At 49.4% G+C, this 15,618-nt stretch carries 11 protein-coding genes, 1 pseudogene and 1 other annotated feature; all 12 genes and pseudogenes read right to left on the bottom strand.

The window, feature by feature from the left end; genetic code table 11:
- Window positions 1–42: 42 nt before the first annotated feature.
- Complete coding sequence (aspS, locus tag ITJ88_RS03510; RefSeq protein ID WP_195864678.1) at window positions 43–1,809, bottom strand: aspartate--tRNA ligase; 1,767 nt, start codon at window positions 1,807–1,809, stop codon at window positions 43–45.
- Window positions 1,806–3,086, bottom strand: a complete 1,281-nt coding sequence (gene hisS, locus ITJ88_RS03505; protein ID WP_064299563.1) for a histidine--tRNA ligase — start codon at window positions 3,084–3,086, stop codon at window positions 1,806–1,808. The genes aspS and hisS overlap by 4 nt, the downstream gene beginning before the upstream one ends.
- 42 nt (window positions 3,087–3,128) lie before the next feature.
- Window positions 3,129–3,350: a binding site (T-box leader), on the bottom strand.
- Window positions 3,351–3,395: 45 nt separating this feature from the next.
- On the bottom strand, window positions 3,396–3,845 hold the full coding sequence (gene dtd, locus ITJ88_RS03500) for a D-aminoacyl-tRNA deacylase (protein WP_195864677.1): 450 nt from the start codon (window positions 3,843–3,845) through the stop codon (window positions 3,396–3,398).
- Between the two features lie 14 nt (window positions 3,846–3,859).
- A complete protein-coding gene (locus tag ITJ88_RS03495; protein WP_195864676.1) occupies window positions 3,860–6,058 on the bottom strand; it encodes a RelA/SpoT family protein in 2,199 nt (732 codons plus the stop codon).
- Between the two features lie 141 nt (window positions 6,059–6,199).
- The gene (locus tag ITJ88_RS03490) at window positions 6,200–6,718 is read right to left on the bottom strand and encodes an adenine phosphoribosyltransferase (RefSeq protein ID WP_023468928.1); all 519 of its coding nucleotides are present in this window, start codon (window positions 6,716–6,718) and stop codon (window positions 6,200–6,202) included.
- Window positions 6,697–9,006, bottom strand: a complete 2,310-nt coding sequence (recJ, locus tag ITJ88_RS03485; protein WP_195864675.1) for a single-stranded-DNA-specific exonuclease RecJ — start codon at window positions 9,004–9,006, stop codon at window positions 6,697–6,699. The genes ITJ88_RS03490 and recJ overlap by 22 nt, the downstream gene beginning before the upstream one ends.
- Window positions 9,007–9,078: 72 nt before the next feature.
- Window positions 9,079–11,290, bottom strand: a pseudogene (gene secD, locus ITJ88_RS16240) (protein translocase subunit SecD).
- Between the two features lie 153 nt (window positions 11,291–11,443).
- Window positions 11,444–11,734 (bottom strand): preprotein translocase subunit YajC, encoded by a 291-nt coding sequence (gene yajC, locus ITJ88_RS03470; RefSeq protein WP_029342244.1) that lies wholly within the window; start codon window positions 11,732–11,734, stop codon window positions 11,444–11,446.
- 71 nt (window positions 11,735–11,805) lie between these two features.
- Window positions 11,806–12,951: a tRNA guanosine(34) transglycosylase Tgt gene (gene tgt / locus ITJ88_RS03465; protein ID WP_029342245.1), complete on the bottom strand. Its 1,146-nt coding sequence runs from the start codon at window positions 12,949–12,951 to the stop codon at window positions 11,806–11,808.
- Window positions 12,951–13,991 carry a tRNA preQ1(34) S-adenosylmethionine ribosyltransferase-isomerase QueA gene (gene queA / locus ITJ88_RS03460; RefSeq protein WP_023468934.1) on the bottom strand — a complete coding sequence of 347 codons (1,041 nt, stop codon included), beginning with the start codon at window positions 13,989–13,991 and terminating at the stop codon, window positions 12,951–12,953. Before queA ends, tgt begins: the two co-directional genes overlap by 1 nt.
- A gap of 4 nt (window positions 13,992–13,995) precedes the next feature.
- The gene (gene ruvB, locus ITJ88_RS03455) at window positions 13,996–14,991 is read right to left on the bottom strand and encodes a Holliday junction branch migration DNA helicase RuvB (protein WP_195864672.1); all 996 of its coding nucleotides are present in this window, start codon (window positions 14,989–14,991) and stop codon (window positions 13,996–13,998) included.
- 4 nt (window positions 14,992–14,995) lie between these two features.
- A complete protein-coding gene (gene ruvA, locus ITJ88_RS03450) occupies window positions 14,996–15,589 on the bottom strand; it encodes a Holliday junction branch migration protein RuvA (RefSeq protein ID WP_023468936.1) in 594 nt (197 codons plus the stop codon).
- Window positions 15,590–15,618: the final 29 nt, after the last annotated feature.

The following is a 15,618-nucleotide window of genomic DNA, read 5'->3' as shown; positions in this document are numbered from 1 at the left end:
AACAAGCGAATCTCCCCTACCGGAAGATTCGCTTGTCGTGTCTTACGATTGTTTGACTGCTGTTCGAATCGAGAGATCGTTTAATTGTGCATCCGAGACTGGGCTTGGTGCTGCCGTCAACAGATCACTTGCTGATGCTGTTTTCGGGAAGGCGATCGTATCACGCAAGTTTGAACGTCCTGCGAGTAACATGACAAGACGGTCTAGACCAAGTGCGATACCCGCATGTGGTGGTGTTCCGTATTCGAATGCTTCCATCAAGAAGCCGAACTGCTCGTTTGCTTCTTCTTCTGTGAAGCCAAGCAATTTGAACATCCGCTCTTGGATATCCCGTTCGTAGATCCGTTGTGATCCACCGCCGAGCTCGTATCCGTTCAAGACGAGGTCATACGCAACGGCGAGGACTTTCCCAGGATCCGTCTCGAGCAATTCGAGATCTTCACGACGTGGCATCGTGAATGGGTGGTGGTTCGCGTAGAAACGACCTTCTTCTTCTTCGTACGTGACGAGTGGGAAGTCCGTCACCCAAAGGAAGTTGAAGACCGACTCATCGATCAAGTCGAGTTCCTTCGCTAACTTCTGACGGAGCGCACCTAAGCTGTCTGCTACGATCGATGCTTTTGCTGCGACGAACAACAATAAGTCTCCTGCTTCCGCATCTGTCGCCGCTGTCAGGCGAGCAGCTGCTTCTTCGTCGAAGAACTTCGCGATTGGACCGTTCAGTCCGTCTGCTGTCACTTTGACCCACGCGAGACCTTTTGCACCGTAGATCGCCGTGAATTCTTGTAACTTATCGATGTCTTTACGCGAGAAGCGCTCAGCTGCACCTTTGACGTTCAAGGATTTGACTTCGCCACCTGCTTCTAGTGCCATATCGAATACTTTGAATCCTGCCCCTTTGACAGCTTCCGCGACATCAATCAATTCGAGACCGAAGCGTGTATCCGGTTTATCAGAACCATACCGGCTCATCGCTTCTGCGTACGGCATCCGTGGGAATGGTGTCACGATGTCTTTGCCAAGTGTTTCTTTCATGACACGCGTCATCATCGACTCCATCATCGCATATAAGTCTTCGATGTCCATGAAGCTCGTCTCGATGTCGACTTGTGTGAATTCAGGTTGACGGTCTGCCCGTAAGTCTTCGTCACGGAAACAACGTGCAATTTGGAAGTACCGCTCAAAACCAGACACCATCAGCAATTGTTTGAACAATTGCGGTGATTGTGGCAAGGCATAGAACTCACCTGGGTGAACACGACTCGGAACGAGATAGTCACGTGCGCCTTCTGGTGTTGATTTCGTTAAGATTGGTGTCTCGACTTCCAGGAAGTCTTGCTCATCGAGGAAGTTCCGCATGATGTTCGATGCTTTCGAACGGAGACGGAATGTCTCTTGAAGCGACGGACGACGCAAGTCAAGGTAACGATATTTAAGACGTAAATCTTCTGACGTCTGTTCTGCTTCTTCACTGATCGGGAATGGTGTCATCTTCGCTGCGTTCAAGATGACGACTTCATCCGCGACGACCTCGACTTGCCCAGTCGGGATGTTCGGGTTCGGATTCTCACGGGCGATGACGTGTCCTTTGATGTCGAGGACATACTCTGAACGAATCGATTCCGCAAGGCGGTGTGCCTGCTCGTTTTCCGGTTGGAAGACGATTTGGACGATGCCACTCCGGTCGCGGAGATCAAGGAAGATCAATCCTCCTAAGTCACGTCGTTTTTGAACCCATCCTTTAAGTTGAACGTGTTGTCCGATGACTTCTTCCGTCACCTGACCGTTCATATGCGTGCGTCCGATCATTGTGCTTCCTCCTTTAATTTCGCGACGATCGTATCAGCGACTGCTGATAACGGAACGTCCGTCTGTTCCCCTGTAGCCATGTTCTTCAGCGCCGCTGCACCACGCTCAACTTCTTCATCCCCGAGGATGACCGTATAGCGTGCTTTCAAGCGATCGGCTGCTTTGAATTGTCCTTTGAACTTCCGACCGAGATAATCCCGATCCGCGACAAGTCCTTCGAGACGCATCAATTGCAAGAGACGTGTTGCTGTCTTTTCGACTTCGTCACTGCCTTGCGCGACGATGAAGACATCGATTTGATCATCGACCGGCGGTAAGACGTTCTCATTCTCAAGCGCCATCAATAACCGCTCGATGCCGATTCCGAAGCCGATTCCCGGTGTTGCCGGTCCACCGATCTGTTCGACGAGACCGTTATATCGTCCACCACCACATAATGTCGTGATTGCTCCGAAGCCTTCTGCTTCTGACATGATCTCGAACGCCGTGTGATTGTAATAATCGATTCCGCGGACGAGCGTTGGATCAACGACATACTCGATGCCGAGTGCATCTAAGTGAAGCAATACTTCGTCGAAGTAAGCTTTTGATGCCGGGTTTAAGTAATCGAGAATCGATGGTGCTGTTGCCATGCTCGGGTGATCGCGGTCGACCTTACAGTCGAGGACCCGAAGTGGATTCGTTTCGAGACGATTCTGACAGTCCTGACACAACTCGTGAACGACCGGTTTGAAGTGATCGACGAGTGCTGCCCGGTGTGCCGCACGACTTTCGTTATCCCCGAGTGTATTGATGACGAGCTTGAGGTGCTTCAATCCGAATGAACGGTAGATGCTCATCGCGAGACTGATGACTTCCGCATCAATCGCTGGTTGTTCACTACCGAGTGCTTCGACTCCATATTGGTGGAGCTGACGAAAACGACCTGCTTGTGGACGTTCATAACGGAACATCGGTCCAATGTAGAACAATTTCGTCGGTTGGTTCGGTGAACCGAACAGCTTGTTCGTCACGAATGAACGAACGACAGCAGCCGTTCCTTCTGGACGTAACGTCAACTGGTCTTTTCCGCGTTTCTCAAGCATGAACATTTCTTTTTGAACGATATCCGTCGTCTCACCGACGCCACGTTTGAAGAGTTCTGTCTCCTCAAAAATCGGTGTCCGGATTTCCTTATAGTTGTAACGCTTACTAATATCACGTAATTGTTGCTCGATGTACTGCCAGCGTTCGACTGTTCCTGGAAGGACATCAAACGTACCGCGTGGTAATTTCATCTCAAATTCCTCCTTTTTTGAATACAAAAAAGTCCTCGTCCGCAAAGGGACGAGAACTTGAAGATCCCGTGGTACCACCCTGGTTGTCAAATCACATTTGACCACTCGGTGCAGTTAACGCCTGCGTACGACCTTCCCTACTATCAGTTCAGGAAGATACCTCGGAAGGGTCTTTCATCGAGTTCGTCTGTTCGCCCTTCCAGCCAAGGGGCGACTCTCTAAGCAGACAAGGTCTTGATTACTCCTCTTCGTCTTCGGTCGTATGAATCATTTGGTTACGTCTAATATTGCCTCGTCTCTCGGTTCCTGTCAAGCGTTTGCTTCTTTTTCAAGAATCAATGTCACCGGTCCATCATTGACGAGCGCGATATCCATCATCGCACCGAACTGACCTGTCTCGACCGTCAGTCCTTGCGCACGAAGACGTTCATTGAACGCTTCATACAATTCGTTGGCAAGATCCGGTTTCGCTGCTTCCGTGAACGCTGGGCGACGTCCTTTTTTGACATCCCCATACAACGTGAACTGCGAGACGGATAGAATCTGACCGTCGACATCTTGCAACGAGCGGTTCATCCGTTCCTCTTCATCTTCAAACACGCGGAGTCCTGCGATTTTATCAGCTAACCAGTTCACCTGATCGATCGTGTCTTCGTGCGTGACACCGACAAGCAAGAGAAAACCTTGCTTGATTTGACCGATGACCTCCTCATCGACTGTGACACTTGCTTCTTTGACTCGTTGTAATACGACTCGCATGACTCATCCGCTCCTTACGTCATCATGACGCGATGTACAGCATACACGTCAGAGATTTGTTTGATCCGATCGACGACTTTCTGTAGATGGTTGACGTTGTTGATCGCGATCGTCATCGTGATTTTGGCTTGTTTACTGTCGTCGCCTTTCCCGCTGACGGCGACGATGTTCGTATTCGTCGCAGATACCGACTGCAGGACATCGTTCAATAATCCTGCCCGGTCGAATCCGGAAATTTCGATTTCGACGTTATAACTCTTAACGGCTTTGCCTTCGTGTTCCCACTCGACTTCGAGCAAGCGTTCTGGATTTTGTTCATGAATGACGTTCAAACAATCCGTCCGGTGAATCGAGACACCGCGTCCACGTGTGATGTACCCGACGATATCGTCCCCTGGTACTGGATTACAACAACGACTCATGCGAACGAGCATGTTATCGATTCCTTTGACACGAACGCCTTCTGGATTTTCCTTCTTCGGACGATCAAACGTCTTCATCTCACTGATCGCTTCGTTCAGTTCAAGATTTTTAGATTCTTTGTCTTTGCGTAACTTTTCCGTCAATTTATGAGCGACTTGGGCAGCTGTCAGACCATGATAGCCAACGGCAGCATACATGTCTTCTTCTTGCGCGAAGTTGAACTTCCGCGTCACGTCTTCGAGCGTCTTCTCATTGATGACTTCCTTCGGCTCAAAACCAAGCTTCTTCACTTCCGCTTCGATCAGTTCCCGTCCTTTTGAGACGTTCTCTTCCCGTTGCTGACGTTTGAACCATTGACGGATCTTATTCTTCGCCTGACTCGACACACAAATCTTGAGCCAGTCCTTACTTGGACCATAGCTGTGTTTTGATGTGACGATTTCAATGATGTCACCTGTCTTCAGCTTATAATCAATCGGTACCATCCGTCCGTTGACTTTCGCTCCGATCGTCCGGTGACCGATCTCGGTATGAATCCGGTAGGCATAATCAATCGGAACAGAGCCTTTCGGCAATTCGATGACGTCGCCTTTTGGTGTAAAGACGTACAACATGTCACTAAAGAAGTCGACTTTGACCGATTCCATGAATTCTTCAGCATCTGCCGTATCCTTCTGCAACTCAAGGATTTCCCGGAAATGGGCAATCTTATCCTCAAAGCCTGATTTCGCTTCCTGTTCCTTGCCTTCTTTATACGCCCAGTGAGCGGCAATCCCGTACTCGGCAATAAAGTGCATGTCCCGTGTCCGAATTTGGACCTCGAGCGGCTCGCCTTTCGGTCCGATGACCGTCGTATGCAGCGATTGATACATGTTCGGCTTCGGCATCGCGATATAATCCTTGAAACGTCCCGGCATGGGTTTATATTGCGTATGAATGATTCCGAGAACGGCATAACAGTCCTTGATTGAATCGACGATGATGCGCACAGCCATCAAGTCATAAATTTCGCTGAACTCTTTTTTCGAGTTTTGCATCTTGTTATAAATGGAATAGATATGCTTCGGACGTCCATCGACTTCCGCTGCAATTTGTACATCATCGAGTACTTCGTTGACCTCTTCAATGACCGAACTGACGAGCGCTTCGCGTTCCGTCCGTTTTTGTTTCATCATTGAGACAATCCGGTAGTACTGTTGTGGATTGATATAACGCAAACTGATGTCTTCGAGTTCCCACTTGATCGTCGAGATCCCGAGACGATGCGCAAGCGGTGCAAAGATTTCGAGCGTCTCTTCTGCCTTTTGCACCTGCTTTTCCTTGACCATATGTTGCAACGTTCGCATGTTATGCAAACGGTCAGCCAGTTTGATCAAGATGACGCGAATGTCTTCTGCCATCGCAATGAACATCTTCCGATGATTCTCAGCCAATTCTTCGCGTTTCGATTTATATTTGATTTTCCCGAGTTTCGTGACGCCGTCAACGAGCATCGCGACGTCGGGTCCGAATCGGTCCGTTAATTCTTCGAGAGTAATGTCCGTATCTTCGACGACATCATGAAGAAGCGCAGCGACAATCGTCGTTGCATCCAAACCAATATCGACTAAGATACCGGCAACTTGTACCGGATGAATGATGTAAGGTTCCCCAGAACGGCGGAATTGCCCATCATGTTCGTCTTTCGCGAATTGGTAAGCCCGTTCGATGTCTTTGACTTCAGCTTGCGTCATGTATTCCGCACATCGAGCGAGAAGGTCTTCTACATTTACGATTTGTTTGTTTGTCATCCCTTTTCCTCACCCAGTCCCCGGGATCGTCTGCAACGGAATCCCTAATATATAGTTCTTATTATCGTGAAATCTTGAGAAGATGTCAAAATAAAAAGAAATACCCCCTTGGTCACCATGTACCAAGAGAGTATATATGCTTTAGTCTTCGTAACGAATCAATGAGAGAACGTCGTATCCTTCGAGTTTCTCACGTCCACCAAGACCATCGAGTTCAATCAAGAATCCGATTCCGGCAACCGTTCCGCCTAATTTTTCAATCATTTGGATCGTCGCTTCGATCGTACCACCTGTTGCAAGCAAGTCGTCAAGGATGACGACGCGTTGTCCTGGTTGAATCGCATCTTCATGCATCGTCAAGACGTCTTTTCCGTACTCAAGACCATACTCGACACGGACTGTCTCACGTGGTAATTTTCCTTCTTTACGGACAGGTACGAATCCGATCTCCATCGCGTAAGCGGCTGGGCAACCAACGACGAATCCACGTGCTTCCGGACCCGCGATGACATCAGCACCTTTACTGCGTGCATATTCGACGAGTGCATCAACCGATTGTTTGTACACTGGTCCGTTCTGCATGAGTGATGTGATGTCTTTGAAACTGATTCCTTCTTTCGGCCAGTTTTCGACCTCTTTTATATGCTGTTTGAACTCCATGTCTTTTCCTCCTGCTTCGCCGCTTCTACCAAAGTATCAAAACGCTCTTTCAACTGAGCGAGTGACGAATAAATGTATTGTTGCTCGAGCTCTTGACGCGCTTCATGACGCTGGTACGTCGGAGCTTCCGTCAGATCTCGTTTTGTAGCATTTGGGTTCACACCCGGCAGCCCGTCCTCCATTGTAACAAGAAAATCAAGTTCCGAGAATACCGAATGCATAAAGTTAATCGATCGTTTCGTCCATTTTCGCGATTTCGACAAACGTACGAGACCAATCCGGAGCTCGTCACGTGGACATTTCGCGAAATACTGGAAGTAATGCTTGAAGTCCTCGCGCGATGGAATCGTCTCAAAATAATAGCCCTCGTCCTTAAAGGCACAATAAATCCGCTCTGCCTGTTGGACGTATGGATGAAACGCAACTTCTTCTTCCGGTAGATCGAGGAAGACGATGTTTTGGCGAATCGGTCCGTTCAACGGACGTTCCGCGTACTTCTCCTTCACCTCATCAGTAAAGGCAACGAATGTCGTCGTCTCATGCGGTAAGGCGAATAGTTCGCTCAGCGGGCGCTTACCCCCGCGGTAATCGAATACTTGAACATCTTCGACAGCGACGTCTTGAATCATCAATTGTGGTTTACGGAACCCATTCCATTCATTGATGTTCAGACTGCCCATCAAGTGAATCTCGGATAAGGTCGAGACTTCATCGACAAGGTCGCCGAAGCCGAAGCCGATTGCATCGAGTTCCTTCCCGTCGCCTGATAGTAGTGCTTTGACATGCGTCAAATCACGACCGATCCGTTTCATGTCACGAATCTTCGCTTGCTCGATGACGATTCGTGGCGCGGGATTTCCCATCCCGAACGGCGCGAGTCGCTGAATATCCTCAATCAACTGGATCGAGACATCACTGACCTGTAGACGTAGATCGACATCGATTGTCGCGATGAAGGCATCGTCTGGCAACGTACTGGCTTGTTCATTCAAACGTTGACGTAACACCTCGACGTCATCGGAAGAGAGCGTCATACCAGCAGCAGCGGGATGTCCTCCGAAATGCGGTAAGATATCTTCACATTTCGTCAGTTCAGCGAATAAGTCAAAGGCTGGGATTGAACGTCCAGAACCCTTCGCTGTTCCTTTTTCAGCATCGTGACACAGCATGATGACGGGACGATGATATTTTTCAACGAGTCGCGAGGCGACGATCCCAACGACACCTGGATTCCAGTCTGTCGCATCGACGACAAGCACACGGTCCTCTTTAAACCGTTCTTCGACAAGCGCCGTTGCTTCCTCTGCAATCTGCTTGACGATATCTTGACGTTGTTTATTTTGTTGGTCGAGTTGTTTCGCGAGATGAAGTGCCTCATCCTTGCTTTCCGCTAGTAACATCTCAAGCGCTGGCATCGCTGAATCAAGACGACCTGCCGCATTGATCCGCGGACCGAATGCAAATCCGACTGATTCTTCCGTCAGTTCGTCTTCCGTCAAACTACAAACGTCACGTAACGCAAGGATACCTGGACGTTCACTTGCGTTCAGCGCCTCGATGCCGCGAATCGCAAGCAACCTGTTCTCGCCGACGAGCGGCACGAGATCGGCGATCGTTCCGAGCACGGCAAGATCGAGTAACTCGACCGGTTCCCGGTCAAGCAGTGCATGCGCGACTTTAAAGGCGACACCTGCCCCAGCAAGCTTCGAGAACGGATAATCTGAGTCGACACCTGGATGAATCAAGGCAAAGGCATCAGGTAACGTTTCTTTGGCTTCGTGGTGATCGGTAATGATTAAATCGACCCCGAGTTCCTTCAGGACATCTGCTTCGTGGATGCCGGAAATCCCACAGTCGACGGTGATGACGAGACTAAAGCCCTCTTCTGCAGCCCAGCGAAACGCGGCTTCGTTTGGTCCATAGCCTTCCGTGAAACGGTTCGGGATGTAGCACTCTGCCATCCCCCCGATTTCAATCAAGGCGTGCCAGAGAATCGCAGCGGAACTCACGCCGTCGACGTCATAATCACCGTAAATCAAAATCATCTCGCCCTCGTCGACGGCACGTTGAATCCGTTCGACGACTTTTGGCATGTCTTTAAAAGCAAATGGATCATGAAATGCCATTTGATCGGTCTCTAAAAAATCACGGGCAGCTTCACGTGTCGTGAATCCCCGTTGGACAAGTAGTTGTGCGACGTGCGGTGAGATCGTGCCATCCGCCGTCAATTGTTCGATCTGTTCTGAATCGATGACTTTATCAAGCCATGTTTTTTTAGCATGGTACATCTCAAACCCTCCAATCAACTTCCCCATTATAATAGAAAATCCGCACCAGCGATAGCTGATGCGGATACTCTTTTAAGAAGCGCGTTTTGTCCGACCAAGTGTCCGACCTTTCATGACGAGCCAGAGTTGCGCGGCGATGAAGATCGAAGAATACATCCCCATGATCAACCCGACGAGCAAGGCAAGACTGAATCCGCGGATCGCTTCGCTACCGAAGATGTAGAGCGCTGCTGCTGTCATGATGACCGTGACGACCGTATTGATCGAGCGGATGATCGTCTGTTGGATCGATTCATTGACGATATGCTTCAACTCATCGAATGAGACTTTCCGTCCGCCCTTTTCAGCAAGTCCGAGATTTTCTCGTACCCTGTCGAAGGTAACGATTGTATCGTTGACGGAATACCCAATGATCGTCAAGACGGCTGCGATGAAGTACAGGTTGACTTCGATCTGGAACAGCGAGAAGAAAGCAATGATCATCAACGCATCATGTAACAATGCGAGGACTGTCGCAATCCCGTAGAGCGGTTGGAATCGGAATGAGACATAGATGACGATTCCAAGTGACGCAAGTAAGACGGCATAAATCGCGTTACGCGCGATTTCCCGACCGACTTGTGCCGAAACTGTCGAGATACTCGGTTCTTTCTTGTATTCCGCTTCAACCGATTGTTTGATTTCAGAAATTTGTTCTTGGCTGAATTCACCAACGAACGTGACGTTTGCTAACTTTCCGCCTTGAGCGAATTGAATACCATCGATTTCTTCCGCATTAATCCCGGCATCTTCAATGACAGAGCGGACGTCCGCTTCCTTGATTTGATTCTCAGAAGAAATCTCGACACGCGTTCCTTGCGTGAAGTCGATCCCGAGGTTCAGACCACGGAACGACAACAAAAGGACCGACACGATGACAAGCGCAATCGTGATTGCGAAATAGATTTTACGATGTTTGACGTAATCGAATTTCGTAGGATTAAAGCTCACGGATTTCACTCTCCTTTACACCGAACCATGATTTCTTCTTATCGAACCATCGGCTACTGACAAGGAGTTGCATCAGGTAACGTGAGACAAAGACGTTCGTGACGAACGTGACGGCGATCGAAACCATCAACATGATGGCGAATCCTTTGACCGTACTTGTACCAAAGTAGTACAACACGCCAGCAGAGATTAACGTCGTCAAGTTGGCATCAAGAATCGTACCGAACGAACGACGGTTACCGGCTTTGAACGCGGACAAGACAGATTTACCACTTCGTAATTCATCCTTGATCCGCTCAGCAGTGATGATGTTTGCATCGACCGCCATCCCGACTCCAAGAACGAGTGCCGCAATCCCCGGTAATGTGAGGACAGCATTGATCCCGTTAAAGAAGATCATGACGAGATAGATGTAGAACAGCAACGTAATAATCGAAACGAATCCAGAGACCCGGTAGAACAGTAGCATGAACAAGAAGACCGCAGCTACACCGATTGCTGAGGCGAAGAGCGTCTGATCAAGTGCGTCCTGTCCAAAAGCAGCAGAGACCGACGTCGAGTAGATTTCCTCGAGTTTGACCGGTAGTGCGCCGGCGTTTAGAATCGACGATAATTGTTTCCCGTACTCGGCATCGATATCGCCACCAGAAATGATCGCTTTATCCGAATTGATCGGTTGTGTGACCGATGCATCCGAGACGATCTTCGAGTTTGCTTTTTGAATTTCTTTTTCATACGAATCACCTTTCTCGTAATCGAGCCAGATGACGAGACGATTCGCAGGTGGTTGCATTTGTGAGACTTTTTGTGTCACTTCATAGAATTTCTCTTTTGATTTCATCGTCAACTCGACGAGTGGTTCATTCGTGTTTGGATCATATCCGACTTTTGCCCCTTTGGCTTTTAAGTCTGATCCGTCAAGCAACAACTTATCGTTGATGTCACGGAATGACAATTGTGCTGTCGAAGAGAGGATTTGACGCGCTTCCGTCTGATCCTTGACGCCAGCAAGCTGAACGCGAATCCGGTTATCGCCTTCGATCCGGATGTCTGGTTCAGAGACACCGAGGACGTTGACACGGTTCTCGATTGCCGTCAGCGTCGCACTCATCGCATTTTGATCGATGACGTCTCCTTCTTTCAGCGGTTGTACTTCATACAAGACTTCGAAGCCACCCTTAAGGTCAAGGCCGAGCTTCGTATCCTTCAACAACCATGACGATGTCGTACCGATCAGTACGAGCAACGCGATGACGACGATGAAGAATGTGGCAAGTTTCCCTTTCTTGATCATGCTACATTGTCCTTTCTCTAGTTCCCAGTATATTTTCAGACAACTTTGTTCTCCTATCCTAGCTTACAAAAGAAATGGTAATCTTAGCAAACGTTTTTCTCATATATAAACAGAAAAGACGCTCCGGAATCCGGAAAGCGCCTTTTCAATGCCTTATTCGACAGTTTCGTCGTCCATGACAGTCGTTGATTTTTTCGTCACTTCTGCGACAGCACTTCGGTTGAATGTCAATTGTGCATTACCTGACTTCAATGTCACCGTCATGTCGTCAACTTTTTGGACAACCCCGTGAAGACCACCGATCGTAACGATCGAGTCGCCGCGTGAGAGTTCATTTTGCATCTGACGCACTTGCTTCTGGCGTTTGTTCTGTGGACGGATCAACAAGAAATAGAACACCACGAAGATCAAGATCATCGGGAGGAATGTGATTAAGCCTTCCATCTGATTCAGCTCCTTTATCATTCAAATCACGTTCATTATACCGTGAAAGAATTGATTTGTCAGACGATTTGTTAGAAATTCTTTGCGTTCGGTAAATTGTAACCGTATTCTTCGAAAAATTCTTCCTTGAAATCGAGCAGACGATCCTCACGAATCGCTTGGCGAACGCCTTCCATCAACTTGACGAGGAAGTGAAGATTGTGTGTCGAACACAGATGCAGACCGAACGTTTCTTGCGCACGGATCAAGTGATGGATGTACGAACGCGAGTAGTTCTTGCATGCGTAGCAATCACATTTCTCATCGAGCGGACGGAAATCACGTGCATATTTCGCGTTCCGGACGACGAGACGTCCTTGTGATGTCATCAATGTGCCGTTTCGTGCGATCCGTGTCGGCAAGACACAGTCGAACATATCGATTCCGCGGATCGCACCTTCAATCAATGCGTCCGGTGAACCGACGCCCATCAAATAACGTGGTTTGTCTTCCGGCATGAGTGGTGTCGTGAATTCAAGCGCACGGTACATGACGTCTTTTGGCTCTCCGACTGATAGACCACCGACCGCATAACCCGGGAAATCAAGGGCAACGAGGTCTTTTGCACTTTGACGACGTAAGTCTTCGTATTCTCCACCTTGGATGATACCGAACAGCGCTTGATCGTGTGGACGTTCATGCGCAGCAAGACAACGTTCCGCCCAGCGGCTTGTCCGTTCGACGGATGCTTTCATGTACTCGTGAGAAGCTGGGTACGGTGGGCACTCATCAAACGCCATCATGATATCTGAACCGAGTGCATTTTGAATTTCCATCGCTTTTTCCGGTGACAAGAACAATTTGTCCCCGTTCAAGTGGTTACGGAAATGAACACCCTCCTCAGAAATGTTCCGAAGATCAGCAAGTGAGAAGACTTGGAAACCACCTGAGTCCGTCAGAATCGCGCCATCCCAGTTCATGAATTTATGCAGACCGCCCGCTTCCTTGATGACATCATGTCCTGGACGCACCCAGAGGTGGTACGTGTTCGCGAGGATGATGTTCGCGTTCATGTCCTTGATTTGTTCCGGTGCCATCGTCTTGACCGTCGCTTGCGTTCCGACCGGCATGAAGACCGGTGTCTCGAAACTGCCGTGCGGCGTGTGGACGATTCCCAACCGCGCTCCGGATTGTTTACATGTCTTGATATGTTCGTATGTTACCGCGTGTTTTGTCATTAGTTTCGTTCCTCTCTCGTTAAGAACATCGCATCACCGAAGCTAAAGAAACGATAGCCGTTCGCGACTGCTTCTTCGTAGGCATGCAGAATGTGTTCCCGTGTCGATAATGCGGACACGAGCATGATCAATGTTGATTTCGGTAAGTGGAAGTTCGTGATCAGACCATCAATCCCTTTGACTTCCTGACCCGGGAAGATGAAGATGTCCGTCCAGCCCGTTGCTTCGACGAAGTCGCCGTGGTCACGGATGACCGTTTCAAGCGTCCGTGTTGATGTCGTCCCGACCGCGATGATCCGTCCGCCTTGTTTCCGTGTTTCGCGTAGCAAAGCAGCTGAACTTTCCGGCAGTTCGTAGTACTCACTGTGCATCTTGTGACTATCGACGTCGTCGACCGAGACAGGACGGAATGTACCAAGTCCTACGTGTAGCGTCAACGGTGCGATCCGAACGCCTTTCGCTTTGAGCGCCTCGAGCAATTCCGGTGTGAAGTGAAGACCAGCCGTCGGTGCTGCCGCACTCCCGCGTTCTCGAGCGTAGACCGTCTGATAACGATCTTGATCCTCGAGTTGTTCATGAATATACGGTGGCAGTGGCATCGTTCCGAGTTGGTCGAGCACTTCATAGAAAATGCCGTCATAGAAAAACTTCAGGATTCGTCCCCCGTCTTCAAGTGCTTCGACGCACTCAGCACGGAGTAACCCGTCACCAAACGACAAAATCGTTCCTGGTTTAACGCGTTTTGCCGGTTTCGCCAGTGTTTCCCAGACATCGTCACTCGTCTGCTTCAAGAGTAACAATTCGATTTTCCCACCCGTCTCTTCCTTCACACCAAAGAGACGTGCTGGTAAGACTTTCGTATCATTGATGACGAGTGTATCGCCTTCGCGGAAGTGGTCGACGATATCATGGAAGTGCTGATGCTGAATCGCACCTGTCTCCCGATCGAGAACCATCAATTTCGAACTCGTCCGGTCGAGCAATGGCACTTGAGCAATTTGTTCTTCTGGTAAATGAAAATCAAATAAGTTTACATCCATTGGTTCAATTTCCTTCTTTCAGTCCTAAATGTTGGCGAGCGAACGGTGTTAAGACACGTCCGCGCGGGGTACGTTGTAAAAATCCTTGTTGCAGTAGATATGGTTCATACACATCCTCGATCGTCTGCGCATCTTCTCCAATCGTTGCAGCGATCGTCTCGAGACCGACCGGACCACCGGCAAATCGTTCAGCAAGCGATCGTAGTAAACGATGGTCGACATCGTCGAGCCCAAGCGCATCGACATGCAAGCGATCAAGCGCACTTGTCGCGAGCACAGCATCGATCTCGGTTTGATGGGCGACTTGAGCGAAATCGCGGACACGCCGTAACAACCGATTCGCGACACGTGGTGTTCCGCGTGAACGAAGCGCGATCGCTTCTGCAGCGAGACGATCCGCTTCGAATCCGAACAATCGCGACGTCCGGGTCACGATGGCAGACAACTCTGACATCGTATAATATTCAAGCTTCAGCGTCACGCCAAAACGATCACGGAGCGGTGCCGATAACATCCCGGCACGCGTCGTTGCACCAACGAGCGTAAACGGTGGTAAATCAATTCGGACGCTGCGGGCGAGTTCCCCTTGACCGATGACGATATCGAGACAATAATCCTCCATCGCCGGATACAGAATCTCTTCGATTGATCGACTTAATCGATGAATCTCGTCGATGAATAGGACATCACCCGGTTCCAGTGATGAAAGGATTGCCGCCAGATCACCCGGTCGTTCGATTGCAGGACCGGCTGTCGTCTTGATACCAACCCCCATCTCGTTCGCGATGATTGTCGCAAGCGTCGTCTTCCCGAGACCCGGAGGACCATAGAGAAGCACGTGATCGAGTGTTTCCTGACGAATTTTCGCCGCCTTGATGAAGACACTTAAGTTTCCTTTTGCTTTCTCCTGTCCGATGTATTGCTCGAGCGTCTGAGGACGCAGACTCCACTCTTCTTGATCTTCCGCATGGGCGGATTCTGACAAAATGCGCTCTTCCATGTCCTCACCTCACATTCAATAACAACTGGAGTGCCCGTTTGACATATTGATCCGTCGACAGGACTTCTGCCTGCAACGCTTTTTTGACTTTCTCGACTTCTCGGTCACTATAACCAAGCGCCGTCAAGGCTTCACAAGCTTCATTCAGTTCAGCATTGCCTTGCGCGAACAAGCCTTCGCTCGGTACGTAATCTGGTGCGAGCTCGGCTAACTTTCCTTTTAGGTCCAGTGTCATTTGTTTTGCTGTTTTCTTGCCGACCCCCGGGAACTTGACGAGATAACTTTCTTTCTCTTGTTCAATCGCTTCAACGAGCGCATCGACATTCCCTGATGCGACGATTGCAAGCGCTCCTTTCGGTCCGATTCCTGTGACACCGAGCAACTTCGTGAACAAGGCACGCTCACGACGGGAACGGAATCCAAATAAGACTTCTTGGTCCTCACGGACATAATGATACGTATATACGATGATCTGTTCGTCTCCGGTCCGATAAAAAAACGGGTTCGGTGCTACGATCTTGTAGCCAATCCCGCCAACTTCTACCGTCACGAATTCCGCACAGACATAAGCGACTTCGCCGCGTACGAATTCTATCAATGTGGAACGCTCCCATCCTTAAACAAACT

It is taken from the genome of Exiguobacterium abrahamii, assembly GCF_015645365.1.
Taxonomy (GTDB): domain Bacteria; phylum Bacillota; class Bacilli; order Exiguobacteriales; family Exiguobacteriaceae; genus Exiguobacterium_A; species Exiguobacterium_A abrahamii.
This window is presented reverse-complemented; position numbering and strand designations above follow the sequence as displayed.